The sequence below is a fragment of the Polaribacter sp. KT25b genome, assembly GCF_900105145.1.
Lineage (GTDB): Bacteria > Bacteroidota > Bacteroidia > Flavobacteriales > Flavobacteriaceae > Polaribacter.
This window is the reverse complement of record NZ_LT629752.1, coordinates 1,463,306-1,489,289: the sequence shown is the minus strand read 5'-3', so window position 1 is coordinate 1,489,289 and position 25,984 is coordinate 1,463,306. Positions and strand designations below refer to the sequence as shown.

24 protein-coding genes are annotated in these 25,984 nt (G+C 28.1%); 18 read left to right on the top strand and 6 right to left on the bottom strand.

Annotated features, from left to right (window positions below; genetic code table 11):
- Positions 1-23: 23 nt before the first annotated feature.
- On the top strand, positions 24-704 hold the full coding sequence (locus BLT70_RS06325) for a DUF2490 domain-containing protein (protein WP_157691841.1): 681 nt from the start codon (positions 24-26) through the stop codon (positions 702-704).
- Here BLT70_RS06325 and BLT70_RS06320 read toward each other — a convergent pair.
- On the bottom strand, positions 701-1,858 hold the full coding sequence (locus BLT70_RS06320) for a PLP-dependent aspartate aminotransferase family protein (protein ID WP_091892717.1): 1,158 nt from the start codon (positions 1,856-1,858) through the stop codon (positions 701-703). The genes BLT70_RS06325 and BLT70_RS06320 overlap by 4 nt on opposite strands.
- A 74-nt stretch (positions 1,859-1,932) precedes the next feature.
- On the opposite strand from BLT70_RS06320, the gene BLT70_RS06315 reads away from it, so the two are divergent.
- From BLT70_RS06315 to BLT70_RS06300, 4 genes are all read left to right on the top strand, one after another.
- A complete protein-coding gene (locus BLT70_RS06315) occupies positions 1,933-2,628 on the top strand; it encodes a Rossmann-like and DUF2520 domain-containing protein (protein WP_091892715.1) in 696 nt (231 codons plus the stop codon).
- On the top strand, positions 2,618-3,145 hold the full coding sequence (locus BLT70_RS06310) for an HAD family hydrolase (protein ID WP_091892713.1): 528 nt from the start codon (positions 2,618-2,620) through the stop codon (positions 3,143-3,145). The genes BLT70_RS06315 and BLT70_RS06310 overlap by 11 nt, the downstream gene beginning before the upstream one ends.
- 79 nt (positions 3,146-3,224) lie before the next feature.
- Positions 3,225-3,650: a DUF2147 domain-containing protein gene (locus BLT70_RS06305; RefSeq protein WP_091892711.1), complete on the top strand. Its 426-nt coding sequence runs from the start codon at positions 3,225-3,227 to the stop codon at positions 3,648-3,650.
- Between the two features lie 30 nt (positions 3,651-3,680).
- Positions 3,681-4,913, top strand: a complete 1,233-nt coding sequence (locus BLT70_RS06300; protein WP_091892708.1) for an ATP-binding cassette domain-containing protein — start codon at positions 3,681-3,683, stop codon at positions 4,911-4,913.
- Between the two features lie 2 nt (positions 4,914-4,915).
- On the opposite strand, the gene BLT70_RS06295 is transcribed toward BLT70_RS06300, so the two are convergent.
- Positions 4,916-5,557, bottom strand: coding sequence for a protein-L-isoaspartate(D-aspartate) O-methyltransferase (locus tag BLT70_RS06295; protein ID WP_091892706.1), 642 nt, complete (start codon positions 5,555-5,557; stop codon positions 4,916-4,918).
- 205 nt (positions 5,558-5,762) lie between these two features.
- Between BLT70_RS06295 and BLT70_RS06290 the strand changes: the two genes are divergently transcribed.
- From BLT70_RS06290 to BLT70_RS17400, 3 genes are all read left to right on the top strand, one after another.
- The gene (locus tag BLT70_RS06290; RefSeq protein ID WP_091892704.1) at positions 5,763-6,722 is read left to right on the top strand and encodes a Gfo/Idh/MocA family protein; all 960 of its coding nucleotides are present in this window, start codon (positions 5,763-5,765) and stop codon (positions 6,720-6,722) included.
- A 181-nt stretch (positions 6,723-6,903) separates the two neighbouring features.
- A complete protein-coding gene (locus BLT70_RS06285; RefSeq protein WP_091892702.1) occupies positions 6,904-7,791 on the top strand; it encodes a 3-hydroxyacyl-CoA dehydrogenase family protein in 888 nt (295 codons plus the stop codon).
- 26 nt (positions 7,792-7,817) lie between these two features.
- The gene (locus BLT70_RS17400; RefSeq protein ID WP_231962838.1) at positions 7,818-8,459 is read left to right on the top strand and encodes an acyloxyacyl hydrolase; all 642 of its coding nucleotides are present in this window, start codon (positions 7,818-7,820) and stop codon (positions 8,457-8,459) included.
- A gap of 60 nt (positions 8,460-8,519) precedes the next feature.
- Here the strand turns inward: BLT70_RS17400 and BLT70_RS06275 are convergent, their stop codons facing one another.
- Positions 8,520-8,993: a Dps family protein gene (locus BLT70_RS06275; protein ID WP_091892700.1), complete on the bottom strand. Its 474-nt coding sequence runs from the start codon at positions 8,991-8,993 to the stop codon at positions 8,520-8,522.
- Positions 8,994-9,099: 106 nt separating this feature from the next.
- Here BLT70_RS06275 and BLT70_RS06270 point away from each other — a divergent pair, with 106 nt between their 5' ends.
- Positions 9,100-10,041 (top strand): hydrogen peroxide-inducible genes activator, encoded by a 942-nt coding sequence (locus BLT70_RS06270; RefSeq protein ID WP_091892698.1) that lies wholly within the window; start codon positions 9,100-9,102, stop codon positions 10,039-10,041.
- 136 nt (positions 10,042-10,177) lie between these two features.
- Here the strand turns inward: BLT70_RS06270 and BLT70_RS06265 are convergent, their stop codons facing one another.
- Entirely contained in the window at positions 10,178-11,797 is a 1,620-nt protein-coding gene (locus BLT70_RS06265; protein ID WP_091892696.1) for an ABC-F family ATP-binding cassette domain-containing protein, read from the bottom strand.
- A gap of 186 nt (positions 11,798-11,983) precedes the next feature.
- Between BLT70_RS06265 and BLT70_RS06260 the strand changes: the two genes are divergently transcribed.
- Together BLT70_RS06260 and BLT70_RS06255 are read left to right on the top strand one after the other, a co-directional pair.
- Entirely contained in the window at positions 11,984-13,375 is a 1,392-nt protein-coding gene (locus tag BLT70_RS06260) for a hypothetical protein (RefSeq protein ID WP_091892694.1), read from the top strand.
- A gap of 142 nt (positions 13,376-13,517) precedes the next feature.
- The gene (locus tag BLT70_RS06255) at positions 13,518-15,317 is read left to right on the top strand and encodes a DEAD/DEAH box helicase (RefSeq protein WP_091892692.1); all 1,800 of its coding nucleotides are present in this window, start codon (positions 13,518-13,520) and stop codon (positions 15,315-15,317) included.
- Between the two features lie 68 nt (positions 15,318-15,385).
- Here BLT70_RS06255 and BLT70_RS06250 read toward each other — a convergent pair whose 3' ends face one another.
- Both BLT70_RS06250 and BLT70_RS06245 read right to left on the bottom strand, forming a co-directional pair.
- Positions 15,386-16,894 carry a bifunctional UDP-sugar hydrolase/5'-nucleotidase gene (locus tag BLT70_RS06250; RefSeq protein WP_091897478.1) on the bottom strand — a complete coding sequence of 503 codons (1,509 nt, stop codon included), beginning with the start codon at positions 16,892-16,894 and terminating at the stop codon, positions 15,386-15,388.
- A gap of 54 nt (positions 16,895-16,948) precedes the next feature.
- Complete coding sequence (locus BLT70_RS06245; RefSeq protein WP_091892691.1) at positions 16,949-17,806, bottom strand: hydroxymethylglutaryl-CoA lyase; 858 nt, start codon at positions 17,804-17,806, stop codon at positions 16,949-16,951.
- An 83-nt stretch (positions 17,807-17,889) separates the two neighbouring features.
- On the opposite strand from BLT70_RS06245, the gene BLT70_RS06240 reads away from it, so the two are divergent.
- From BLT70_RS06240 to ribB, 7 genes are all read left to right on the top strand, one after another.
- Complete coding sequence (locus BLT70_RS06240; RefSeq protein ID WP_091892689.1) at positions 17,890-19,059, top strand: nitrate/nitrite transporter; 1,170 nt, start codon at positions 17,890-17,892, stop codon at positions 19,057-19,059.
- A 213-nt stretch (positions 19,060-19,272) separates the two neighbouring features.
- On the top strand, positions 19,273-19,770 hold the full coding sequence (gene tpx, locus BLT70_RS06235; protein ID WP_091892687.1) for a thiol peroxidase: 498 nt from the start codon (positions 19,273-19,275) through the stop codon (positions 19,768-19,770).
- A gap of 3 nt (positions 19,771-19,773) precedes the next feature.
- Positions 19,774-20,154 carry a diacylglycerol kinase gene (locus BLT70_RS06230; protein ID WP_091892685.1) on the top strand — a complete coding sequence of 127 codons (381 nt, stop codon included), beginning with the start codon at positions 19,774-19,776 and terminating at the stop codon, positions 20,152-20,154.
- A gap of 24 nt (positions 20,155-20,178) precedes the next feature.
- A complete protein-coding gene (locus BLT70_RS06225) occupies positions 20,179-22,632 on the top strand; it encodes a DNA translocase FtsK (protein WP_091892684.1) in 2,454 nt (817 codons plus the stop codon).
- A gap of 36 nt (positions 22,633-22,668) precedes the next feature.
- Complete coding sequence (locus BLT70_RS06220; RefSeq protein ID WP_091892682.1) at positions 22,669-23,325, top strand: outer membrane lipoprotein carrier protein LolA; 657 nt, start codon at positions 22,669-22,671, stop codon at positions 23,323-23,325.
- Positions 23,326-23,386: 61 nt separating this feature from the next.
- Positions 23,387-24,832 (top strand): LptF/LptG family permease, encoded by a 1,446-nt coding sequence (locus BLT70_RS06215; RefSeq protein ID WP_091892680.1) that lies wholly within the window; start codon positions 23,387-23,389, stop codon positions 24,830-24,832.
- Positions 24,829-25,974, top strand: a complete 1,146-nt coding sequence (gene ribB / locus BLT70_RS06210) for a 3,4-dihydroxy-2-butanone-4-phosphate synthase (RefSeq protein ID WP_091892678.1) — start codon at positions 24,829-24,831, stop codon at positions 25,972-25,974. Before BLT70_RS06215 ends, ribB begins: the two co-directional genes overlap by 4 nt.
- The last annotated feature ends 10 nt before the right edge of the window (positions 25,975-25,984 follow it).

The following is a 25,984-nucleotide window of genomic DNA, read 5'->3' as shown; positions in this document are numbered from 1 at the left end:
CCTTTTTTAAATTTATTAAAATTATGAAAAAGACACTCCTAACCTTTCTTCTTTTTATTTCATTTACAAATTTTAATGCACAAACAAAAGCAGAAAGAAACTTTGGAAGTTGGTATTATATTTACGGAACTCACAAAATTTCTACGAATTGGAGCATACTAACTGGTTTTGAAGAACACAATTATCAAACACTTAAAAATTATAATTTAGTACTTTACACTGTTACCGCAAATTATAAACTTTCTAAGAAATTTACAACAACATTAGGGTATATGTATTTAGATATAGATAAAACTTTTGATGAAGATATTGACCCTAATACTATAGAAAACAGACATTACGAACAAATTTCTTACAAATTTAGTTTGTTAAACTTACCGTTTGATCATCGTGTAAGAGTTGAGCACAGACATTTAAATACACTAGGAAATAATAGTTTAATTCATAGAGTTAGATATCGATTAAGAACAAAAATTTCTTTAAACAATACATTTTACCTAACAGCTAGTAATGAATCTTTCTTAAATTTTAAAGGCAATTTATATGCTGAAAATAGATTTTATTCTGCTCTTGGAATAAAAGCATCAAAAAATATTGCTTTAGAAATTGGTTATTTAGGCCATTATATTAGTGATCTTCATTTAGATAGATTACAATTTGGTATCTTTTTTAATACTGATTTAAGAAAAAAAGCAAAGATTTAATTCTTCGCTTTTTTTATAGCTTGTTCAATATCTACTATTAAATCGTCTGTTTCTTCAATTCCCACAGAAAAACGAATTAACCCATCTTTAATTCCTCTTTCTAAACGCTCTTCTTCACTCAATAATGCATGTGTAGTTTGTGTTGGGCTAACTGTTGTACTTTCTACACCGGCCAAACTCATCGATGGTTTTATCAATTGTAAACTATTTTGAAATTTCATAGCATCAATTCCTTCTTTTAACTCAAAAGACAACATGGCGCCAAAACCTTTCATTTGTTTTTTTGCAATTTCATATTGTGGATGACTTTTTAATCCTGGATAATAAACCCTATCAATATCCGCATTATTTTCAAAATATTCTGCCATAATTTGAGCGTTTTTAGTTTGCTCTTTTACACGCAGATTCATGGTTTTTAAACTTCTTTCTAACAACCAAACTGTTTGATCGCTTAAATTTCCTCCAAAATTAATGGCTGTTTTCCAAATCAATTCAATATGTTCTTTGGATGCTGCAACTGCTCCCGCAGAAATATCAGAATGACCACCCATATATTTTGTTGCGGAATGTAAAATAATGTCAATTCCGAAATCAATAGGATTTTGATTGATAGGCGATGCAAACGTGTTATCAATCATTGTGATGATATTTTTTTCTTTAGCAGTATCAGCAATTGCCCTCATATCTGTAATTCCTAATAACGGATTTGAAGGTGTTTCTATATATAAAATTTTTGTATTTTTTTTGATTAAAGCCTTAAAATCAGCAGCTTTATCACTTTCTGTAAAAGAATATTCAATTCCGTATTTCTCAAATTCAGTTACTACAAAATTATAGGTTCCGCCATAAATTACTTGCTGAATAATTACATGGTCTCCTTTTTTTAAAAAAGCTAACATTGCATTAGAAATTGCAGCCATTCCAGAACTAAAAATTAACGCATCTTCTGTATGCTCTAACGCAGCAATTTTTTTACACAACATTTCTTGATTTGGCGTATTTAAATAACGCGGATATCGTTTTACATCTACACCATCAAAAGCATAGGAAGTTGACATATAAATTGGCGAAATGGCACCTTTAAATTGCTCGTCTTTTACCTCACCAACGTGAACACATATTGAATTTACACCTAATTTTTTATTTTTATCCATTTAAGAAATTTTATATCAGCTAATTTAAGAAATTCGATTGATTAGTTTCTACAAAAAAACAATATCTTCGTAATATGATATCAGTTTTACTTGTTGGAAAAGGAAATGTAGCAACTCATTTATATGACGCTTTTTTAAATGTTGATGCAGTAAAAGTTACACAAATCAGCTCTAGGGAATTGGATAAAATTCCGCAAGCGGATGTAACAATAATTGCTGTTTCTGATGACGCTATTACTGAAGTTTCATCAAAAATTACAAATAATTTTGTGGTACATACTTCTGGCAGTGTTTCTATAAATGATTTAAAGAACAATACTAGAAAAGGTGTTTTTTATATGTTGCAAACTTTCTCAAAAGATAAAAATGTCGATTTTTCTAAAGTTCCTTTTTGTTTAGAATCAGAAAGTAAAGAAGATTATAAATTACTTGAAACGCTAGCAAAATCAATAGGAAAAAAAATCTATTCTATAAATTCTGAACAAAGAAAAACATTGCATGTTGCTGCCGTTTTTGTAAATAACTTTACAAATCACATGTATAAAATTGGGAATGATATTTGCATAGAAAATAATGTTCCGTTTGAAATTTTACAGCCATTGATTAAAGAAACAGCATCAAAAATTGAATATTTATCACCAGAAAAAGCACAAACAGGACCCGCAGTTAGAAATGATAAAAGAACAATTAAAAATCACTTAAATTTGTTGGATATAAATCAACAAGAAATTTATAAAATCTTAACAAAATCAATCCAAAATGGAAATTAGTTACAAACAATTATTACCCAATATAAATACTTTAATTTTTGATGTAGATGGCGTTCTTACAAACGGAATGGTTACTATAATGCCAGACGGCGAGCTTATAAGACACATGAATATTAAAGATGGTTATGCTTTAAAAACGGCGGTTGATAAAGGTTTAAATATTTGTATTATTTCTGGCGGAAATAATGAAGGAGTAAGAACTCGTTTAGCAAATCTTGGTATTAAAGACATTTATTTAGGTGCTCATGATAAAATAGAGCAATACAATGAATTGGTAAAAAAGTACGATTTAAAACCAGAAAATGTGTTGTATATGGGTGATGATATTCCAGATTTTCCTGTTATGAAATTGGTTGGTTTATCTTGTTGCCCAAATGATGCTGCAGCAGAAATTCAAAAAATATCTAAATATATTTCTTACAAAAAAGGTGGCGAAGGTTGTGTAAGAGATATTATTGAACAAGTTTTAAAAGTTCAAGGAAAATGGGACAATAATTTTAATGCTAAATATGATTAAGCATAATTATTCGTTTAAATATTAAATCGATTACAACTATTTAAAAAAAATAATTAACTAATTTCTAAATACTTAAAACATGAAAAAAATAATATTAACAGTTCTTTTAATTACAATAAGCGTTTCTATAAATGCACAAACCATTTTTGGAAAATGGAATTCAAGAAATGATGACACTGGCAAAATTGATTCCGTTGTTGAAGTTTATGAGGAAAACGGAAAAGCATATGCTAAAATTATAGAAATTAAAAATCCTGACAGAAAAAATGCTGTTTGTGATTTGTGCGAAGGAAAAAATAAAGACAAACCTATTTTGGGTTTAAATATTTTAACTGGCTTAGAAGAAGATGGTGACGAATGGTCTGGAGGAAAAATTCTAGATCCAAGAAATGGAAAAGTATACAAATGCTACATTAAACTTGAAGGAGCAAATAAACTAAAAATAAGAGGATTTATAGGATTTGCTTTAATTGGTAAAACCTCTTATTGGGAAAGAGCAGAGTAAATTTCTTCACTAATAATTTATTAAATAACTATGGAGAAAATCCATTTTGCAATTAAAAATGAAAATCTATCAACTAATAGTAATTTAGTTGATAGATTTTTAAATAACACTCATTCTTTACCTAATTTAAAGAATAAAAAAGGATTTTTATTTTCTGTTTCTGTTTTAGAGAAATTTATAGAAAAAGAAGCAAGATACAATACAAAAACATTAACTTTTAAAGAGAACAGAAGTATTCGTTCTTTTTCTAGTGGAGAACAAAAAAAAGCACTACTTAATTATTTATTTGAACAAAAACCAGATTTTTTAATTTTAGACAGTCCTTTTGAGAGCTTAGATGTAAAAGCTGTTGCAGATTTAAAAGAGAAACTTATAAAGTTATCTTCAGAAATTATTTTAATTCAAATTTTTAATAGAAAAGAAGAACTTTTACCAGTAATTACACACATTTTAGAAGTTGAAAACAACGAAATCACTTCAAGTAACCCAATAGAAAAACATACTTTTCAAGAAAATAATTTTGATTTTAAAGGTACGATTCCTAAACCTATTACTTTTTATAAAAATATATCAAATCAATTAATATCCTTACAAAATGTTTCTGTTAATTATGATGAGAATTGTATTTTAAACAACATAAATTGGACCATCAATAAAAATGAATTTTGGCAATTAATTGGCCCAAATGGTTCTGGAAAAACAACCATCTTGTCTATGATTTATGGTAACAACGTAAAAGCTTACGGACAAGATATTTATTTGTTTGGCAAAAAAAAAGGTTCTGGTGAGAGTGTTTGGGAAATAAAAGAAAAAATAGGTTATTTCAGTCCGTCAATATTAGAGTTATTTCAAAGAAGAACTACTGTTAATGAAATGATTATTTCTGGTTTTTTTGATAGCATTGGTTTATACAAATCACCTAGTAATTTACAAATTCAACTTGCAGAACAATGGATAAAATTATTAGATTTAGAAACTAAAAAAGAAACTCCTTTTACAAACTTAACCACAGCAACACAAAGATTGGTTTTAATTGCAAGATCTATGATTAAACATCCACCTTTATTAATTTTAGATGAACCTTTAATCAATTTAAATAACCAAGAAACTTCGATAATTGTAGCTTTAATTAATAAAATTGCAAAAGAAAGCGATACAACAATTCTTTTTGTTTCTCACAGATCTGTTGATAATTTAAAACCAAATTATACCTATAAACTTACGCCAACTAAAAGTGGTTCTTTAGGAAAAGTAGAAGAATAAATTTAATTTCTTTCTTCCAACATTGGCACAAAAGCAAAATCACCTAATTCGTGTTTTTCAAATTCTTTGGCAGATTTTCTTATAAACAAGGTCATTATTTGCGTTTCATTGCCAACAGGAATTAACAACTTTCCTCCTATTTTTAATTGTGCCAATAAAGGGTTTGGAACGTAAGGAGCACCAGCAGTAACAATAATTTTATCAAAAGGTGCTTGTTCTGGCAAACCTTTATAACCATCTCCAAAAATAAACTTCTTTGGTTTATATCCCAATTTTGGTAAAAATAAAGAGGTTTTTTTAAACAACTCGTGCTGTCTTTCTATTGAATAGACAATTGCGTTTAACTCTAATAAAACAGCCGTTTGATAGCCAGAACCTGTACCAATTTCTAAAACTTTATCACCTGCTTTAATTTCTAAAGTTTGCGATTGAAATGCAACTGTATAAGGTTGTGAAATTGTTTGATCTGCTGCAATAGGAAATGCTTTATCTTGATATGCATGAGATTCGAAACTAGAATCTATAAAGCTATGTCTAGGAATTTTTTTGACTGCGTTTAATACATTCTTATCTGTAATTCCTTTTGCTTTTAACACAGTAGCTAACTGATTTCTAAGTCCTTGATGTTTTTGGGTGTCTTTCAATTCTTGGTAGATTTCTAGGGTTTAAAAATAGTAATAAATTCTTATAAAATTGTATATTTGTTATTGCCGATTTAAAAAAATTGGAAATCACTAAAATTAAAGTCATTACGAGGAACTTACTTGCTAAAAGCATAGAATGACGAAGTATTTTTTTTTATAAAAAAGACTACTTCACTTTGTTCGCAATGACAAAAACAGAAACATTATGTTAAAAGTTGGAGTATTAGGTGCAGGTCATCTAGGAAAAATTCATTTGCGTTTATTAGAACAATCAAAAAGATATAACTTGATTGGTTTCTATGATCAAGACACTGTAAATGCAGAAAAAGTTGCTACTGAATTCGGGTATAAATTATTTAATTCTATTGATGATTTAATTGATGCTGCAGAAGTTGTAGATATTGTAACACCTACCCTTTCTCATTTTGAATGTGCAAAAAAAGCAATTGAAAAAGGCTGTCATATATTTATAGAAAAACCAATTGCTAAAACTGTTTTAGAAGCAGAAGCTATTAAAACTTTAGCGAGTCAATTTCATGTAAAAGGGCAAGTTGGTCATGTAGAAAGGTTCAATCCGGCATTTATTGCAGCAAAAGATATGATTGTAAACCCAATGTTTATAGAAACACATCGATTGGCAGAATTTAACCCAAGAGGTACAGATGTTCCTGTTGTTTTAGATTTAATGATTCATGATATTGACATTATTCTTTCTGTTGTAAAATCGAAAGTTAAAAATGTTCATGCAAGTGGAATTTCTGTTATTTCTGATACCCCAGATATTGCAAATGCAAGAATTGAGTTCGAAAATGGTTGTGTTGCTAATTTAACAGCAAGTAGAATTTCTATGAAAAACATGCGTAAAAGTCGCTTTTTTCAGAAGGATGCGTATATTTCTGTAGATATGTTAGAGAAAAAAGCAGAAATTGTAAGAATGAAAGATGTTCCAGAAAATCCTGATGATTATGCAATGATTTTACAAAATGCTGAAGGTGTTAAAAAACAAATTTATTTTGACAATCCAGAAGTTACAAATAACAATGCAATTTTAGACGAATTAGAAACTTTTGCTGATGCTATCTTAAACAACACAGAACCAATAGTTTCTCTAAGAAATGGTGCTGAAGCTTTAAGAATTGCACAAATGGTAATTGATAGTTATTAAAGCCCATCCTTAATCCTTCCCAGAGGGAAGGAAACAGAGTTGAGGATAGACTTTAATAATAAATGTTTAAACTCTAAAATTATCATTTTATGAAATTTATAGAGAGTATTTAATAACAAAATTTTTATTTACCCAAGTAAGAATTCCTTCCCTTTAGGAAGGTTAAGATGGGCTTTTTAGTATGAAAAATATAGCTGTAATTGGTGCAGGAACTATGGGAAATGGAATTGCACATACATTTGCGCAATTTAATTATAAAGTTCAATTAATTGATATTTCTGATGCTGCTCTTAAAAAAGGAATGGCAACAATTACCAAAAATTTGGATAGAATGGTTGCTAAAGAAAAAATTTCTGAAGCAGATAAAGCACAAACTTTAACCAATATTTCTACTTTTACATCTATTAAAGAAGGTGTTAAAAATACGAGTTTAGTGGTTGAAGCTGCTACTGAAAATGCAGTTTTAAAAGCAAAAATTTTTAAAGAATTAGACGAAGTTTGTGATGCAGAAACAATTCTAGCTACAAATACTTCATCAATATCTATAACTCAAATTGCTGCAGTTACTAAAAGACCGGAAAAAGTTATTGGAATGCATTTTATGAATCCGGTACCGATTATGAAATTAGTTGAGATTATTAGAGGTTACAATACCTCTGATGATGTAATGAATTTTACGGTTGATTTGAGTAAAAAAATAAATAAAATTCCAGTTGAAGTTAATGATTATCCAGGTTTTGTTGCCAACAGAATTTTAATGCCAATGATTAACGAATCTATTGAAACTTTATATAATGGAGTTGCCGGCGTTGCCGAAATTGACACGGTTATGATGTTAGGAATGGCACACCCAATGGGCCCTTTACAATTGGCAGATTTTATTGGTTTAGATGTTTGTTTGTCTATTTTAAACGTAATGTACGAAGGATTTAAAAACCCTAAATATGCACCTTGTCCGTTATTGGTAAATATGGTAAATGCAGGAAAATTAGGTGTGAAATCTGGTGAAGGTTTTTATGATTATTCAGAAAATAGAAAGGCTGAAAAAGCAGCTAAAATGTTTAGTTAAAAATTAATTATTACTTACTTTTTTACATGAGAAAAAGCCATACTATTTTAATTATACTTTTTGTTTTCACGACAACTTACAGTCAAGAGAAAAAAAAATCTACTTTAAAACCCAGTAAAATTGGGTTTTTATACAATTATGGTACAAATGAAAATTTAATTTTTGATGATGTAGATTATACATATTCTACAAATACTTTTAAAGCACAAGCTTTTTATAAGCTAGGGAATTGGAAAAATCTTAATTTTGAATTAATTGTGCAACCCCAAGTTCAGTTTTTAGATCATCAATTAATAAATGAGCAATTTGTCTTACCAAGTGAAGAAAATTATTTAGAAAAAAGAGCTGAATTCACGAAAGCGAAAACCATGAATTTATATGGTATAGAATTTGGTATTGCTGTAAAAAAACAATTAACAGAAAAATTAAATTTTCAAGGGACTATAAGTTTAGGTTTTAATTATATTGATACAAGAACAGAACGAATTGCAAAAGGATTTACATTTATAGAAAATTTTTCTGTAGGATTTTCCCATCAAACATTTACCAATTCTTTTATATATTTAGGAACCAATTTTGGGCATGTTTCTAACTTAAACTTTCAACAACCAAATAATGGTTATAATATTTTAGGGCTTGAAATTGGTTATTCTTATGCTTTAAACTAAAAAAAAACGTCTTTCTGAATTCTATTCAAAAAGACGTTTTATAAATATTCTTTTTATTAATTATTTCCCTAACCAAGAATTTAACATCCAAATTGTTTTTTCTTGTTCTGCAATAAAATCGCTCATCATAGAATTTGTTCCTTCATCATCAGCTTCATCAGAAATACCTAAGATAGTTCTTTCAATTTTTAATAATTCTGATAATGAATTTACAACTAACTCTACACCTTCTACATCATTAGAAATATTTTTTCCTACAGCTACAGAAGAATTTGCTAAATAATCTTCAAAAGTGTGTAATGGTTTTCCTTGTAGTGTTAAAATACGTTCTGCAATTTCATCAATCTTTACTTGAGAATCTGTGTAAAATTCTTCAAATTTAACATGTAATTGAAAGAAATTTTTCCCTTTAATATTCCAGTGTAGACCTCTTAAATTTTGATAGTATATCTGAAAATTTGACAACAATCCGTTTAGTTCTGTTACTAAATTTGCTGTATCTTTTTTGTCTAATCCTAATATTGATTTGTTCATTTTATTATGTTTTAATTTGATACCTCAAATTTAATAGAAATTAAAGGAGAAATACTATAATTATTATTGATAGTTTTAATATCTTTATCAAAATTTTTTATAAAGAATGACTATTACACAATTAAAATACGTTTTATCTGTTGCAGAATATCAAAATTTTACGGTTGCAGCAGAACATAGTTTTGTTACACAACCCACATTGAGTATGCAAATTCAAAAATTAGAAGATGAATTAGGTGTTAAAGTATTTAATCGCTCTAAAAAACCAATTGAACTAACAGAAGTTGGTAAAAAAATTGTTGAACAAGCTAAAGTTATTGTTGATGAAAGTAACAGAATTTTAGACATAGTACATCAACAAAAAGGATTTATTGGTGGTGAGTTTAAAATAGGAATTATACCAACTATTATGCCTACTTTATTGCCAATGTTTCTAAATAATTTTACTAAAAAATATCCAAAAGTAAAATTAATTATTGAAGAATTAACTACCGAAGATATTATTAGAAGATTAACTGATGGACATATTGATGCCGCAATTGCTGCAACACCTTTAGAAAATGAATCTATTAAAGAAAGACCTTTGTATTACGAACCTTTTGTTGGTTTAGTACCCCAAAATCATAGATTGTATAAAAACAAAATGATTACTTCTGATGAATTAGAAATGGAAGATATTTTATTATTAGAAGACGGACATTGTTTTAAAGACAGTGTACTTAATTTGTGTAGAACTCACAAAATTGATAATAAAAAAGGGTTTCAGTTAGAAAGCGGAAGTTTTGATACATTGATAAAACTCTCAAAAGAAGGTTTAGGAATGACTCTTTTACCTTATTTACATACATTGGATTTAAATGACGTTGACAAATCTCATTTACGTGAATTTACAAATCCGCCACCAGCAAGAGAAGTAAGTTTAATTTATCATAAATCGCAATTAAAAATGCAATTAATAGAAGCTTTAAAGAAAACTATTGATGGTGTTATTAGAGGTGCAATTTCTTTTTCTGATGTAAAAATTATTAGTCCGTTGCAGAATAAATAAAAAATTAACAGCAAAAAAAACCTGACAAATTTTAAAATCTGTCAGGTCTTTTTTATTTATAATGAATTTGAGATTTCTTTTAAAATACTAAAATCTCTATGAGTTTAGCGAAAAAAATCATTTTGCTTTTAAAAATTTAAGAATACATAGAATCACGTAATTCTTTAATTTTTGGATCTGATAAATAATCATCAAAAGTAGAATACCTATCTATAACTCCTTTCGGCGTTAATTCTATAACCCTATTTGCAACAGTTTGTGCAAACTCATGATCGTGTGTAGAAAACAAAACAGTTCCTTTAAAGTTAATTAAAGAATTATTTAAAGATTGAATAGATTCTAAATCTAAGTGATTTGTTGGTTCGTCCAAAATTAAAATATTTGCTCTTTTCATCATCATTCTAGAAAGCATACAACGCACTTTTTCTCCTCCAGAAAGCACATTACTTTTTTTAAGAGCTTCTTCTCCAGAAAAAATCATTTTACCTAAGAATCCACGTAAATAAACTTCTTCACGTTCCTCTTCGGTTTGTGCATATTGTCTTAACCAATCTACTAAATTTAATTCTCCGTTTTGAAAAAATGATGAATTATCTAACGGTAAATAAGATTGAGTTGTAGTAACACCCCAAGAAAATTTACCATCATCTGCTTTCTCATTATCAGTTATAATTTGATAAAAGGCAGAAATTGCTCTAGAATTTTTAGAAATAACTGCAACTTTATCTCCTTTATTTAAGTTGATATGCACATTGTTAAATAATTTTTCGCCTTCAAATTCTCTAGATAAACCTTCTACATTTAAAATTTGATCTCCTGCTTCTCTATCTCTTTCAAAAATAATTGCAGGATAACGTCTACTTGAAGGTTTTATATCTTCAACATTCAACTTATCAATCATTTTTTTACGAGAAGTTGCTTGTTTCGATTTTGCAACATTGGCAGAAAAACGACGAATAAAATCTTCTAATTCTTTCTTTTTATCTTCTGCTTTTTTATTTTGTTGTGCTCTTTGTTTTGCGGCTAATTGGCTAGACTCGTACCAAAAAGTATAGTTACCAGAATAATTATTTATTTTACCAAAATCAATATCAGAAATATGTGTACAAACCGCATCTAAAAAGTGTCTATCATGCGAAACTACAATTACACAGTTATCAAAATTTGCTATAAAATTTTCTAACCAAGCAATAGTTTCAAAATCTAAATCATTTGTTGGCTCATCCATTATTAAAACATCTGGATTACCAAAAAGTGCTTGCGAAATTAATACACGAACCTTTTGTTTACCATCTAAATCTTTCATTAAAGTATAATGTAAATCTTCAGAAATACCTAAATTAGATAACATTGCTGCCGCATCAGAATCTGCATTCCAACCATTCATTTCTTCAAATTTTATTTGAAGTTCGCCAATTTTTTCTGCATTTTCATCTGTATAATCTGCATATAAAGCATCAATTTCTTTCTTAATTTTAAACAGTTCTTTGTTACCCATAACAACTGTTTCTAAAACTGGAAATTCATCAAAAGCATAATGATCTTGAGATAAAACAGACATTCTTTTTCCTTTTTCTAGATGAACTTGTCCAGATGTTGGTTCTTGTTTACCCGAAATAATTTTTAAAAAGGTTGATTTTCCTGCTCCGTTTGCGCCAATAATTCCGTAGCAATTTCCCTGAAGAAATTTAGTACTTACTTCATCAAACAAAACTCGTTTTCCAAACTGAACAGATAAATTAGAAACTGATAACATAATAATATTTTAAATTTCTGCAAAAGTAGTAAATTGATTTCTCTTTTCTTGCTTGATATCTAATGCTTTTTGTAAAAAAAATACTTAATAGTTTAATTTTCTATCAATTATTTTTAACAACGTATTAACAACTAAGGCAACATTGAATACCTAAATTTGTTAAATGTATTTTAGCTTTAAACTAATATGACAAAAAGATTATTTTCCTTTTTACCTATGCTACTTTTAGTAGTTATAAGTAGCTGTGAATCAAATAAAAAAGAAAAGATTACTTATTTTGGCGGTAAAATTATCAATCCAAAATCTAATAGTGTTGTGCTTTATTCTATGGATAAAGTTATAGATACTTTTTACCTAAATAAACAGAATAAATTTCTTGGAAAGTTAAAAAATGCAAATGAAGGTTTGTATTATTTTTTTCATGGTGATGAAAATCAATATATTTATTTAGAACCAGAAGATAGTTTAATGTTGCGTTTAAATACTTGGGATTTTGATGAATCGTTAGTATTTGCAGGTGAAGGGGCAGAAAGAAATAATATTTTAATTGATTGTTTTTTAGAAAACGAAAAAGATAAAAAAGCTTTCTATAATTATAATAAACTAGATCCTAAAAACTTTAAAAAGAAAGTAGATTATTTAACCAAACAAAAGTTAAAAACCTATGACAATTATTTAGAACATCATACAGAAGAAACTGAAGGGTTTAAGCAATTTTTAAAAGTAGCACTTACTTTTCCGGTTTATGAACAAATAGAAAAATATCCTATTATTTATGCAAAATATTCTGATTCTGGTGATTTTCCTGAACTAGATAAATCTTTTTTTGATTACAGAAATAGCATCCAAATAAACAAGGATTCATTAATGTACTACCCTCCTTATTTTCAATACATTAGAACTTATTTATATAATAAAACTTATGCTTTAGGTCATCCATCTGTAAAGAGTAATTATTCTGCCAAATTTACTTTAGATTTATTAAAAGTTATAGATAAAAATATAAAATCTGAAGTTTCTAAAAATGTCTTTTTAAAACAAACTGTAATTAGCCATTTTTACAACAAATCTAGTTGCAACATAAATGAAAAACCTTTTAATAAGTTTTTTGAGTTAAGTACAAATGAAGAAGATAAAAATCAAATTCAGAAAATAGTTAATGACTCTAAGGCTGTTAAAAAAAACAATACTTTACCAGATTTTAATGTTATTAATTATAGTAATACAGAAATACCTATTAGTAAAATTATTAAAAATAAAAATGTACTACTTTTCTTTTGGAGTCCAGAATATTATACAGAAAACTATATTACTTCTAGAATAAAATATTTATCAAAAAAATATCCAAAAGTAAGTTTTATTCAAATTAAAATTGATGGCACAAAAAATGATAACATCAAAAAAAACACTTTAAGTAATCAATTTTATATTAACAATAAAAGTGATGCAAATTTATTTTTAACAAGTAAAATGCCTCGATGTATTTTAGTAAATAAGCAAGGAAAAGTAACAAATGGTTATGCTTCATTTTCTTCTTTTAACATAAACCCTTATTTAAAGGCACTTAGCGAAAATTAATTAATTCGTTTTTAGCCTATTATCTATTTAATTTAAAGTACCTTTGCACGATTTTAAAAGTGAGACAACTCACTTAAATCAAGTCCAAAATTTATAATCAGGTTTACAGGTGGGCGTTCTGTGAATCTACAAAAACACAGTAATGTCAACATTTAAAGAATTAGGTTTAAAAGAACCTATCATCAAAGCATTAACAGATTTAGGTTACGAAAACCCAACTGTTATTCAAGAAAAAGCAGTTCCTCAAATAATTTCTTCTACAAGCGATTTAAAGGCTTTTGCACAAACAGGAACAGGTAAAACAGCAGCTTTTAGTTTACCTATATTAGAACTTTTAGATACTAGTAGTAATAATGTACAAGCTATTATTTTATCACCTACAAGAGAACTTGCAGTTCAAATTGGTAATAATATTAAAGACTTTAGTAAATACTTAAAAGGTGTTAATGTAACAACTGTTTATGGAGGTTCTAGTATGGAAGAACAAATTAGATCTTTAAAAAGAGGATCTCAAATTGTTGTTGGTACTCCAGGTAGAACTGTAGATTTAATTAATAGAAGAGCTTTAAAACTTGGTAACGTTAAATGGTTAGTTTTAGACGAAGCCGACGAAATGTTAAATATGGGCTTTAAAGATGAATTAGATAAAGTTTTAGAAGCAACTCCAGACACAAAACAAACCTTATTATTTTCTGCAACTTTTCCTAGAGAAGTAGAATCGATTGCAAGAAACTATATGACAAAGCCAGTTGAAATTACTTCTGGCGAAAAAAATTCAGGATCAGATAATGTAAGTCATGAGTATTATGCTGTTACAGAAAGAACTCGTTACCCTGCATTAAAAAGAATTGCAGATTTAAACCCAGATATTTACGCAATTATTTTTTGCAGAACTCGTAGAGAAACACAAGAAGTTGCAGACAATTTAATAAAAGATGGTTATAGTGCAGATTCTTTGCATGGAGATTTATCTCAAGCACAAAGAGATTCTGTAATGGGTAAATTTAGAAAAAAATCTATTCAAATATTAGTTGCTACTGATGTTGCTGCTCGTGGATTAGATGTAAATGAATTAACACATGTAATTAACCATAAATTACCAGATCAAATAGAAAACTACACACACAGAAGTGGTAGAACTGGTAGAGCTGGTAACACAGGTATTTCTATTGTTTTAGTTAACGGAAAAGAAAAAGGAAAATTAAGAGCAATAGAAAGAATTATTCAAAAGAAATTTGTAGAAGGTAAAGTACCTTCTGGAAAAGAAATTTGTCAAAATCAATTAATGAATTTAATTGATAAAGTAAATAATATCGAAGTAAATGAAACTCAAATTAATGAGTTTTTACCAAGCATTTACGATAAATTAAAAGATTTAGACAGAGAAGAATTAATTAAAAAATTCGTTTCATTAGAGTTTAACACCATGTTAGCCTATTATGAAAATGCTAAAGATTTAAATAATTTATCTAGAGAGAATTCTAGATCAAGAGAAACAGCAGATAATATGACGCGCTTTTTTATCAATATTGGTAGAAAAGACAGTTTAAATCCTGGTAAATTAATTGGTTTAATTAACGACCAAAATATTGGTGATAAAATAGAAATTGGTGCAATTGATATTTTAGACACGTTTTCTTTCTTTGAAATTGATAAAAATTACGAAGAAAAAACTCTAGAAGTATTTGCTGCTAATCAACCAGATTTTGGCGGTCGTTCGGTAAATATCGAAATTACTAAAAAAGATCGTTCTGGCGGAGGCGGAAGAAGAGGCGGTAAAAAACCTTTTGGTAAAAAAGATGGTGGTTTTGGAAGACGTAGAAGTTCTGAAGCTTCTTCTGACAGAGGAAGAAAAAGAAGTTCTCGCTCTTCTGATAGACCAGACCGAGGTTCTGCAGACAGAAAAACTGGCGGATTTGGTAGAAGACGTAGAGAAAGATAATCTACTTAAAAGATAAGTATAAAGCCTCACATCTACTGAAATAAATTCAGTTTAAATGTGAGGTTTTTTTATTGATTTCCTTTTAAATATTCAACCACAGCTTTTCTTATATCAAAAGCAAGTTCATTGTTTTTAGGTTTATATATTGATAAAACTTCTTTATTTTCTGATGATAAAAAAGGAATATCAAAACCTTGCAATAAATAATCAGAAAAAGCAACTGTGTAAATTTTATTGATGTTTAATTCTTTGTTTTTAATCATCCACTTCTCTCCTACTTTTTCTGCATTAAATCGTTGTAAATAAGCGCCAGTTCCAGCAGCTAAAATTCCATAATCTAAAACACGCTTTAACAATCTTCCTTTAATTTCAACTTTAAAAATTGCTCCTCCGTAAGGTAAAACTCTAAAAATATCTACTGCGTTAATATTCCCCAACAACTCATCATCAATTCTAATAGAACCACCATTAACAATTGCACAATCTACTTTATCATCAAAAGCAAAAGACATCGATTTTGTAATAATAGTTCCCAAATTAGTTTGTTCACTTCTTACTTGTGTGTCTCTTCCATCCAAAGGAATTTTTGTTGCATAAATTATTTTCTCAGGATTTTCAACAACAACTTTAATCTCTGATTTTAAAATATTTTGCCATTTTTTAACCACTAAATCCACTTTTTCATCACTTTTAATGGTTGTATTAATTTCTTTTAATTCTGATGTAACTATAGTTTTTTTCGTCTTTTTATCAAAAGAAATTCTATGGATGTAAGCCGTTTTTGCATTTGCGTCTGCTTTAGAAATTATTACATTTCCTATTTTATCATAAGAATTTGTGTGCTCATGACCGCCCATAATTAAAGGTAAATCTGGAATTAACTTTGCAATTCTTTTATCATTTGTAAGTTTAACATGTGTTAGACCAAAAACAACATCTACAGAATCTTTAATTGCAGCATAAGAAGCTCTTGCTTTTACAAACATATTTCCATACTCTACATAATCTACTGGGTTTGACGGAATACAAACACTTATAAAACCGACTTTAATTTTTGTGCCATCTTCATCTGTAAATTCTTTGACAAATGTTTCTTTTAAAGGAATTTGTTTCCCTTCTTTTTCTTTATAAAATGGGATTGATTTATTTTTTGTTTTCAATTTTACATTTGCGGAAATCCAAGGAAAATTACTTTCATTTAAACGTTTTTGTAAATCTTTTTGAGAAATATCAAACTCATGATTTCCAAAAGCAACTAAATCTACATCCATCTCATTTAAAACTTCAACCATTTGTTTTCCACGAACTCTTTCTCCGTCAACTTTTATGGTTCCTAATAAAGAAGGATTTAAAAAATCTCCCGCCAAAAACAACATCGTATTTTTATTTTCTTTCAATAATTCTTGATGAACAGTTGCAACTCTTGCCAGCCCACCAAATTCTCCTCCTTGAATTGGTGCAATTTCATACACATCATTAATTTGTAAAAAGGTAAAATCTATTTTATCATCATCTTTTTTACAAGAAAATAAAAGTGTAAAAGACAATAAATATAGGAATGATTTTAAATGTTTCATTTTTAAATATTTTTTTTGATTTGGATTTGCAGTCAACCAGAAAAGTTGAAAATCTTAAATAAAAACCTCTAAAGCTTTATTATAAGCACTTTCAAAACTCATTGGTTTTATATTTGTATCGGCTTTTTCTGCAGTAAAATAACTCAATAATTTTTCTGTTGGCATATTACCTGTTAATTCGTCTTTTGCCATTGGACAACCACCAAACCCCATTATTGCTCCATCAAAACGATTACAACCCGCTTTGTAAGCTGCATCTACTTTTTCAAACCATTTATCTGGCGTTGTATGTAAATGTGCACCAAACTCAATGGCTGGATATTTAGGAATTAAATTAGAAAATAAATACGAAATTACATCTGGAGTTGAGCTACCAATGGTGTCTGAAAGTGATAAAATTTTAACACCCATTTTACTAAGTTTCTCTGTCCAATTACCAACAATATCAACATTCCAAGGATCTCCATAAGGATTTCCAAAACCCATAGATAAATAAGCAACAACTTCCTTTTTTGATTTATCAGCAATGTTTAAAGTTTCGTCTAAAGCCTCAATAGATTCGGCAATAGTTTTGTGTGTATTTCGCATTTGAAAATTCTCTGAAATAGAAAAAGGATATCCTAAATAATCGATTTCTTCAAATTGAGATGCGTCTTCTGCGCCTCTAACATTCGCAATAATTGCCAATAATTTACTTTGCGTTTTAGACAAATCTAACTTTGATAAAACTGCTGCAGTATCTCTCATTTGAGGAATTGCTTTTGGCGATACAAAACTGCCAAAATCGATGGTATCAAAACCAACTTTTAATAAGGAATTGATATACAATGCTTTTTTTTCTGTGGATATAAAATGAGACTTTATACCTTGCATTGCATCTCTTGGACATTCTATGACTTTGACTTTTTTCATCAATTCAAATATAGATAAAGTAACTTAGTTGTAAAATTTTTTCTATTGATTATTATACTCTTTATACTAAATTCGCTTTTTAAATGAGTACATCAAAAAAAATATTACCAATAATTGTTATTTCACAATTTTGTTGCACGTCTTTGTGGTTTGCAGGTAACGGAGTTATGAGCAATCTTGCAACTACTTTTCAGCTACAAGAAAATGCTTTAGCATTATTAACTTCTGCTGTTCAATTTGGCTTTATAGCTGGTACTTTAGTATTTGCTTTGTTTACAATTGCAGATCGATTTTCGCCATCAAAAGTATTTTTTATTAGTGCTTTTTTAGGTGCCCTTTTTAATATTGGTTTTATTTTAGAGAAACAAACTTTATTTAGTTTGATATGTTTACGCTTTTTAACAGGGTTTTTCTTGGCAGGAATTTATCCGGTAGGAATGAAAATCGCAACCGATTATTATCAAAAAGGATTAGGTAGATCTTTAGGTTTTTTAGTTGGCGCTTTAGTTTTAGGAACTGCTTTGCCTCATTTATTAAAAGACCTTTTAATCAGTTTTTCATGGAAGAGTGTTTTAATTACAACTTCTTCTTTAGCACTATTTGGCGGTTTATTAATGTTGGTATTTGTTAAAAATGGTCCTTTTAGAAAACCAAGTACAACTTTAGATGTATCAGTTTGTTTTAAAGTTTTTAAAAACGTGAATTTTAGAAAAGCTGCTTTTGGATATTTTGGTCATATGTGGGAATTATATACTTTTTGGGCTTTTGTGCCAGTTTTATTAATGACTTATCAAAATCTACATCCACAAAATACGTTTAACATTTCTCTTTTGTCTTTTATAATAATAGCAATCGGAAGTATTTCTTGTGTTTTTGGGGGCTATATTTCTCAGAAATTCGGTGTTAAAAAAACTGCTTTTAGCTTTCTATTTTTATCTTTTATTTGCTGTATTATTGCTCCAATTCTATTTCTAATACCAAATAAGTATATTTTTATTGCTTTTTTGATTTTTTGGGGAATGGTTGTTATTGCAGATTCGCCTTTATTTTCGACATTAATTGCGCAAAATACGCCATCAAAAGATAAAGGTACAGCGTTAACAATTGTCAATTCAATCGGTTTTTTAATTACAATTATTAGTATTCAAATCATTAGTAGTTTATTAAATTTTACTAATTCTAATTTAGTGTTTTCCGTTTTAGCAATTGGTCCTTTTTTCGGGTTGATAGGCTTGAAAAATAAAACTATCTAGATAATTTTAGAAATAGTAACCAATTAATTTAGAACGTCTTTAAACATAAATCTAAAAATAAGTTTAATATTATGTTCATGAAATATACACAAGACTAAAAAATTAAATTATAACACATTATTCCTTTTTGTTAATACGTAGTTAAAAACTCAGTATTTATGTAAATAGTTTTTCTTTTTTATCTTATTTTTGACCAAACTAAAAAACTAAATTATGGCTAATATCACACTAAAAGGAAACGCAATAAATACAATTGGAAATTTACCAAAAACAGGATCAAAAGCACCTGATTTTAAACTAACTGCAGTAGATTTATCAACAAAAACATTAAAAGATTTTACTGGTAAAAAAGTAATTCTAAATATTTTTCCTAGTGTAGATACAGGTACTTGTGCAGCCTCTGTTAGAGCGTTTAATAAAAAAGCATCAGAATTAGAAAATACTGTTGTTTTATGTGTCTCTAGAGATTTACCTTTTGCGCAAGCTCGTTTTTGTGGTGCAGAAGGAATTGAAAATGTTATTATGCTTTCTGATTTTGCTACGGGTAGTTTTGGTAAAGATTATGAATTAGAAATTGCAAACGGACCACTAGCTCACTTAAATTCTAGAGCAATTGTAATTATTGATGAAAATGAAAATGTAGTTTATACAGAACAAGTTCCAGAAATTGTTGATGAACCAGATTACGATGCTGCTTTAAAAGCAATTTAATTTATGAAAAATCCTAATGATAGTTATATAAGAGGAAGAATACGAAGTTTAAAATATGCTTTTAAAGGTTTTTATATCTTAATTACAACAGAAGATAGTATAAAAGCTCAATTATTTTTTGCCTTAATTGCAACAATATTAGGATTTTATTTTAATATTTCTGCAACAGAATGGTGTTTACAACTTATCGTTATTGGTCTAGTTTTAGTTGCAGAAGCTGCAAATACTGCTATTGAAGAATTAGCAGATTTTGTACACCCAGAGTTTCATGTTAAAATTGGTTTGGTTAAAGATATTGCTGCAGGTATACCTACATTTGCTGCACTAATTTCTTTAATTGTTGCTGGTTTTATCTATGTTCCTAAGATATTATTGTTATTTTAAGCAAAAAAGTATTATTAAATTTTAATGGCCAAAAAGAAAATAAGTACAAATAAAGCAACTGCTCAAAAAGGAGAAAAATCAAGTATTTTTTCTTACTTAAAAACAAGACAGGCTAAAACTCTATTATCAATATTTTTAATGTTGTTTGCAGTTTTTTTATGTATTGCTTTTATTTCCTTTTTTTTTAATTGGCAAGACGACCAAAGTACTTTAAATTATTTAACTGATAAAACTGTAAAAAGTAAAAATCTTTTAGGAAAAATTGGCGCCAATTTAAGTAACTTTTTTATTTATGAAGGTTTTGGTTTGTCTGCATTTATTATTGCATATCAAGTTTTTTTAACAGGATTTCATATACTTATAAGAAACAAATTTTCAAAAATTATTATTTCCTGGAACTGGGGTTTGCTTTGTATGCTATGGATCTCTGTTGCCTTAGGCTTTCTAAATAGCAAATTTGCACTTTTATCTGGTGTTGTTGGTTTTGAAATTAACAATTACTTACAAACTTTTATAGGTAAAACAGGTTTAATAATAATTTTAATTTTTACTTTAATAACTTATATAATAATCCGTTATAAAGTTTCTTTTGATGCTTATATCGAAAAAATAAAAGAAAAAAAGTTAAAAAGAGAGGCTGAAAATCTAGAAACGGAAAGTGTAGAAAAACCATCAGAAAAAACAACTGCTAAGGCTATTTTAAATACTGATGAAACAACTTCTGAAACAATTTCTTTAAGTAAGAATAAGAAGTCAAATTTTGAAATCTCTTCAGAAAAATTACAACCAACCATTCAAAAACACTCTAGCATTACATCCGAAGAAAACGATGAAATTATTTTAAAAGTTGAAAAAGATTCTGAGGTAAATATTGAAGAAACTGTTAAAGAATTAGCTATTGATATAGAAGAAACTGAAGAAGAAGAGTCTTCTACTGAAAATTTATCAGATAAAATATTAAAAGATTTTGGTGAGTTTGATCCTACTTTAGAATTATCAAACTTTAAATTTCCTACGTTTAATTTATTAAAACAATATAACGATAGTATTTCTGTTGATCCGCAAGAATTAGAAGCAAATAAAGATAGAATTGTAGAAACTTTAAAAAACTACAAAATTGGAATTGCAGAAATTAAAGCAACTGTAGGACCAACTATTACTTTATATGAAATTGTTCCTGAAGCTGGAATTAGAATTTCGAAAATTAAAAATTTAGAAGATGATATTGCATTATCTTTATCTGCATTAGGTATTAGAATTATTGCACCAATTCCAGGAAAAGGTACAATTGGTATAGAAGTACCAAACAAAAGATCTACAATTGTTTCTATGCATTCTGTTATTTCATCAAAGAAATTTCAAGAATCTCATATGGAATTGCCAATTGCTTTAGGCAAAACAATTTCTAACGAAACTTTTGTAATTGATTTAGCTAAAATGCCTCATTTATTAATGGCAGGTGCAACTGGGCAAGGAAAATCTGTTGGTTTAAATGCAGTTTTAACATCACTTTTATATAAAAAGCATCCTGCAGAAGTAAAATTTATTTTGGTTGATCCGAAGAAAGTTGAACTTACTTTATTTAATAAAATTGAACGTCATTATTTAGCTAAACTACCAGATATGGAAGAAGCTATTATTACGGATACTACAAAAGTTGTACACACATTAAATTCTTTATGTATTGAAATGGACAACAGATACGATATGTTAAAATCTGCCATGGTTAGAAATATTAAAGAATATAATGTAAAATTTAAACAACGAAAATTAAATCCTAATGATGGTCATCATTTTTTACCGTATATTGTGTTGGTTATTGATGAGTTTGCAGATTTAATTATGACTGCAGGTAAAGAAGTAGAAACACCGATTGCACGTTTAGCACAATTGGCACGAGCTATTGGAATTCATTTAATTGTTGCAACACAAAGACCATCTGTAAATGTAATTACAGGAATTATAAAAGCAAATTTTCCTGCAAGAATTGCATTTAGAGTTACATCTAAAATAGATTCTAGAACCATTTTAGATTCTGGTGGCGCAGATCAATTAATTGGTCGTGGAGATTTACTTTATACTGCCGGAAATGAAATAAATAGAATTCAGTGTGCTTTTGTAGACACACCAGAAGTTGAAAAAATTACCGATTTCATTGGGTCTCAAAAAGCATATACAGAAGCCTATTTATTGCCAGAATATGTAGATGATGAAAGTGGCACAAGTATTGATATTGATATTTCTGATAGAGACAAACTATTTAAAGAAGCTGCAGAAATTATTGTAACAGCGCAACAAGGTTCTGCTTCTTTATTACAAAGAAAATTAAAATTAGGGTACAATAGAGCTGGTAGATTAATAGATCAATTAGAAGCTGCTGGTATTGTTGGTGGTTTTGAAGGAAGCAAAGCAAGACAAGTTTTAGTACCAGATTTTGTTGCATTAGAACAATTATTAGAAAACGAAAAGAACCTATAATTTCTCGAAAAAAAATCGAGCTTATAATTATTTATTATGAAAAAATTTACAACTTTATTATTAAGTTTATTTATTACAACAATTACATTTTCTCAAAACTCAAAAGAAGCAAAATCATTGTTAGATGAAGTTTCTACTAAAATGGGAGCTTACCAAAATATGTTTATTGGTTTTAGTCAAACTTTAAGTAACAAAGATGCAGGTATTATGGAAGGTGATGAACCACCAATTAGAGGTGAAATTTATTTACAAGGAGAAAAATATAGTTTAAAATACCTAGGAAATGATTTTATTTATGATGGAAAAAAATTATATATAATTAATAATGATGAAAAAGAAATTTCTATTACTGATGGAGATTTAGATGGAGATGATGGTTTTATTTATCCATCAAAATTATTAACTTTTTACAAAGAAGGTTATAATTTTAAAATGGGGAAATTATTAGATATGAATGGTAGAAAAATTCAGTTTGTAACACTAAATCCTATTGACAGCAATTCTGATATTGTAAAAGTAGAATTAGGTATAGATGCAAAAACAATGCATATTTATAAACTAATTCAAACTGGTTCTAATAAATCTAAAACAACATTTACAATTACTAAATTTAAAAATAATCAATCTTTATCAGAAACATTTTTTAAATTTGATAAAAAGAAATATTTAAGTCAGAATTACATTATAGATTAATTAATTCAATTAACAGAAAATTAGTAGCATCTTAATTTTTAAGATGCTACTTTTACGTTTTATGAAAATCTTAGATAAATACATCTTAAAAAGTTTTTTTAAACCTTTTATAGCAACCTTTTTAATAGTACTTTTTGTACTGGTAATGCAGGCTTTATGGCAAGCATTTGAAAATATTGCTGGTAAAGGAATTAGCCTTATTTTTATCTTAAAGTTTTTGTATTACACAACTTTAATGATAATTCCGCAAGCACTACCAATTGGTGTTTTATTATCATCGATAATGGCTTTAGGTAATTTAGGAGAAAACTACGAATTTGCTGCAGCAAAATCTGCAGGAATCTCTTTACATCGATTAGTAAGACCATTAGGTATCTTAGCTATTTTATTAAGTATCGTTAACTTCTTATTTTTAAACAACGTTTACCCTTATGCTGTTTATGAACAAATAAATTTAAAGAATAACATTAAGAAAAAACAACCAGCAATGGCATTAATTCCTGGAAGTTTTAATGCAGATTTACCTGGTTATCAAATAAAGTTTGATGAAAAATATGGTGAAGACAAAAACTTATTAAAGAATGTTTTAATATATGATTTAAAAAGCAATAGAGGAAATCAAAAAGTAATAACAGCTAAAAGTGGAAAAATTGTTACTGAAGAAGGTAGTAGATATATGACCTTTATTTTATATGATGGCAATTATTATGAAGAACACGTAAAATCTGCTAGAACATCAATTAAAAGAAAAAAAATGGCCGCTTCAAATGCTACTTTTAAAGAATATGAATTCAATATAGATATTGGAGGCATAAGTTCGGTTGTAGATACTACAAAAAGTAAAGGTTATCCAATGATGTATACTTTAAAAGAAATTAAAGATACAATTCCTAGATTAAAAGAAAAATATTACGATGCATTAGACAATAGAGCAAAAAATATATTTATAAGTACACAAGCTAATGATTTATATAAATATCCTGATTCTTTAAAAAAGAAAAATCTCGATAGTAAAACACTTCAAAATTTTAAAGATAAAGAAAAAATTACCATTTTAAATTCTGCAATTGCAAAAACAAATAGAGTTGTTAGCTCTTTAAATAATAATAACCTAACTATAAAATGGAATAGAAAAATATTAAATTTTTATGATACTGAATATTATAATAGGTTTGCATTTTCTTTATCTTGTATAATTTTATTCTTTATAGGTGCACCTTTAGGTTCTATTATTAGAAAAGGTGGTTTTGGCTTGCCAATGATATTAGCCATTGCAGTATATGTAATCTACTTTTTTGCTAATACTTTTGGAAAAAACTTAGCAGAAGAAAGCACAATAACATCGTTTTTAGGTTCCTGGATTTCTGCGATTATTATGACACCTGTTGCAATATTACTAACAAGAAGAGCTACAAAAGACAAAGGAATATTTAACTTAAATTCCTTTTTACAGCCAATTACAAATTTTTTCAAAAAAATTATACCAAATAAAGGTACCAAAATATGAAAACTCAAATTCTACAAAACAAAACGCAATTAAATACAATTGAAGAAGCTATTAACGATATTAGAAATGGTAAAGTTATTATAGTTGTTGATGATGAAAATCGTGAAAATGAAGGGGATTTTTTAGCAGCTGCAGAAAAAGTTTCTCCAGAAATGATCAATTTTATGGCTACTCATGGACGTGGATTAATTTGTGCACCTTTAACTGAAAAGCGCTGTAAAGAATTAGAGTTAGTAATGATGGTTAATAATAACACAGATCCTATGGAAACTGGTTTTACAGTCTCTGTAGATTTACGTGGTAAAGGTGTTACAACTGGTATTTCTGCTTCAGACAGAGCGCTTACTGTTAAAGCTTTAATAGACAAAGACACTAAACCTTTTGATTTGGGTAGACCTGGCCATATTTTTCCTTTAAGAGCAAAAGAAGGTGGCGTTTTACGTAGAACTGGTCATACCGAAGCTGCAATTGACTTTGCTCGTTTAGCTGGTTTAAAACCTGCAGGAGTTATTGTAGAAATAATGAATGAAGACGGTACAATGGCTCGTTTACCTCAGCTTTTAAAAGTGGCTAAAAAATTCGATATTAAAATTGTTTCTATTGAAGATTTAGTTGCATATAGGATGGAACATGATTCTTTAATTGAAAAGAAAGATGATTTTGATATTGAAACTCGTTTTGGTAAATTTAGATTAAGAGCGTATCAACAAACCACAAATAATCAAGTACATATTGCATTAACAAAAGGTTCTTGGACTAATGACGAAGGTGTTTTAACTAGAATAAATTCAACTTTAGTTAATAATGACATTCTTGGTACTTTAACTAATAATGCTGATAAAAAATTAGATCAAATGTTTAACGTGATAAATGAAGCAGAAAAAGGTGCTATTCTATTTATCAATCAGCAAAATGAATCTAAAAATTTATTGAATAGATTATCCGTTTTAAAAGAAAGTCAAAAAAATGGTGAACTAAAAGCACCTGCAATCGGAATGGATCAAAGAGATTTTGGAATTGGCGCACAAATTTTACACGATTTAAACATCAGTAAATTAAAATTAATAACCAATACACAGCAAACAAAAAGAGTTGGTATGATTGGTTATGGATTAGAAATTGTAGATTACATAACGTATTAAAGAAAAAGGA

Coding starts and splice junctions, on each gene's coding strand:
- BLT70_RS06325 (WP_157691841.1), top strand. CDS start 24: ATGAAAAAGACACTCCTAACCTTTCTTCTTTTTATTTCATTTACAAAT.
- BLT70_RS06320 (WP_091892717.1), bottom strand. CDS start 1,858: ATGGATAAAAATAAAAAATTAGGTGTAAATTCAATATGTGTTCACGTT.
- BLT70_RS06315 (WP_091892715.1), top strand. CDS start 1,933: ATGATATCAGTTTTACTTGTTGGAAAAGGAAATGTAGCAACTCATTTA.
- BLT70_RS06310 (WP_091892713.1), top strand. CDS start 2,618: ATGGAAATTAGTTACAAACAATTATTACCCAATATAAATACTTTAATT.
- BLT70_RS06305 (WP_091892711.1), top strand. CDS start 3,225: ATGAAAAAAATAATATTAACAGTTCTTTTAATTACAATAAGCGTTTCT.
- BLT70_RS06300 (WP_091892708.1), top strand. CDS start 3,681: ATGGAGAAAATCCATTTTGCAATTAAAAATGAAAATCTATCAACTAAT.
- BLT70_RS06290 (WP_091892704.1), top strand. CDS start 5,763: ATGTTAAAAGTTGGAGTATTAGGTGCAGGTCATCTAGGAAAAATTCAT.
- BLT70_RS06285 (WP_091892702.1), top strand. CDS start 6,904: ATGAAAAATATAGCTGTAATTGGTGCAGGAACTATGGGAAATGGAATT.
- BLT70_RS17400 (WP_231962838.1), top strand. CDS start 7,818: ATGAGAAAAAGCCATACTATTTTAATTATACTTTTTGTTTTCACGACA.
- BLT70_RS06275 (WP_091892700.1), bottom strand. CDS start 8,993: ATGAACAAATCAATATTAGGATTAGACAAAAAAGATACAGCAAATTTA.
- BLT70_RS06270 (WP_091892698.1), top strand. CDS start 9,100: ATGACTATTACACAATTAAAATACGTTTTATCTGTTGCAGAATATCAA.
- BLT70_RS06265 (WP_091892696.1), bottom strand. CDS start 11,797: ATGTTATCAGTTTCTAATTTATCTGTTCAGTTTGGAAAACGAGTTTTG.
- BLT70_RS06260 (WP_091892694.1), top strand. CDS start 11,984: ATGACAAAAAGATTATTTTCCTTTTTACCTATGCTACTTTTAGTAGTT.
- BLT70_RS06255 (WP_091892692.1), top strand. CDS start 13,518: ATGTCAACATTTAAAGAATTAGGTTTAAAAGAACCTATCATCAAAGCA.
- BLT70_RS06250 (WP_091897478.1), bottom strand. CDS start 16,894: ATGAAACATTTAAAATCATTCCTATATTTATTGTCTTTTACACTTTTA.
- BLT70_RS06245 (WP_091892691.1), bottom strand. CDS start 17,806: ATGAAAAAAGTCAAAGTCATAGAATGTCCAAGAGATGCAATGCAAGGT.
- BLT70_RS06240 (WP_091892689.1), top strand. CDS start 17,890: ATGAGTACATCAAAAAAAATATTACCAATAATTGTTATTTCACAATTT.
- tpx (WP_091892687.1), top strand. CDS start 19,273: ATGGCTAATATCACACTAAAAGGAAACGCAATAAATACAATTGGAAAT.
- BLT70_RS06230 (WP_091892685.1), top strand. CDS start 19,774: ATGAAAAATCCTAATGATAGTTATATAAGAGGAAGAATACGAAGTTTA.
- BLT70_RS06225 (WP_091892684.1), top strand. CDS start 20,179: ATGGCCAAAAAGAAAATAAGTACAAATAAAGCAACTGCTCAAAAAGGA.
- BLT70_RS06220 (WP_091892682.1), top strand. CDS start 22,669: ATGAAAAAATTTACAACTTTATTATTAAGTTTATTTATTACAACAATT.
- BLT70_RS06215 (WP_091892680.1), top strand. CDS start 23,387: ATGAAAATCTTAGATAAATACATCTTAAAAAGTTTTTTTAAACCTTTT.
- ribB (WP_091892678.1), top strand. CDS start 24,829: ATGAAAACTCAAATTCTACAAAACAAAACGCAATTAAATACAATTGAA.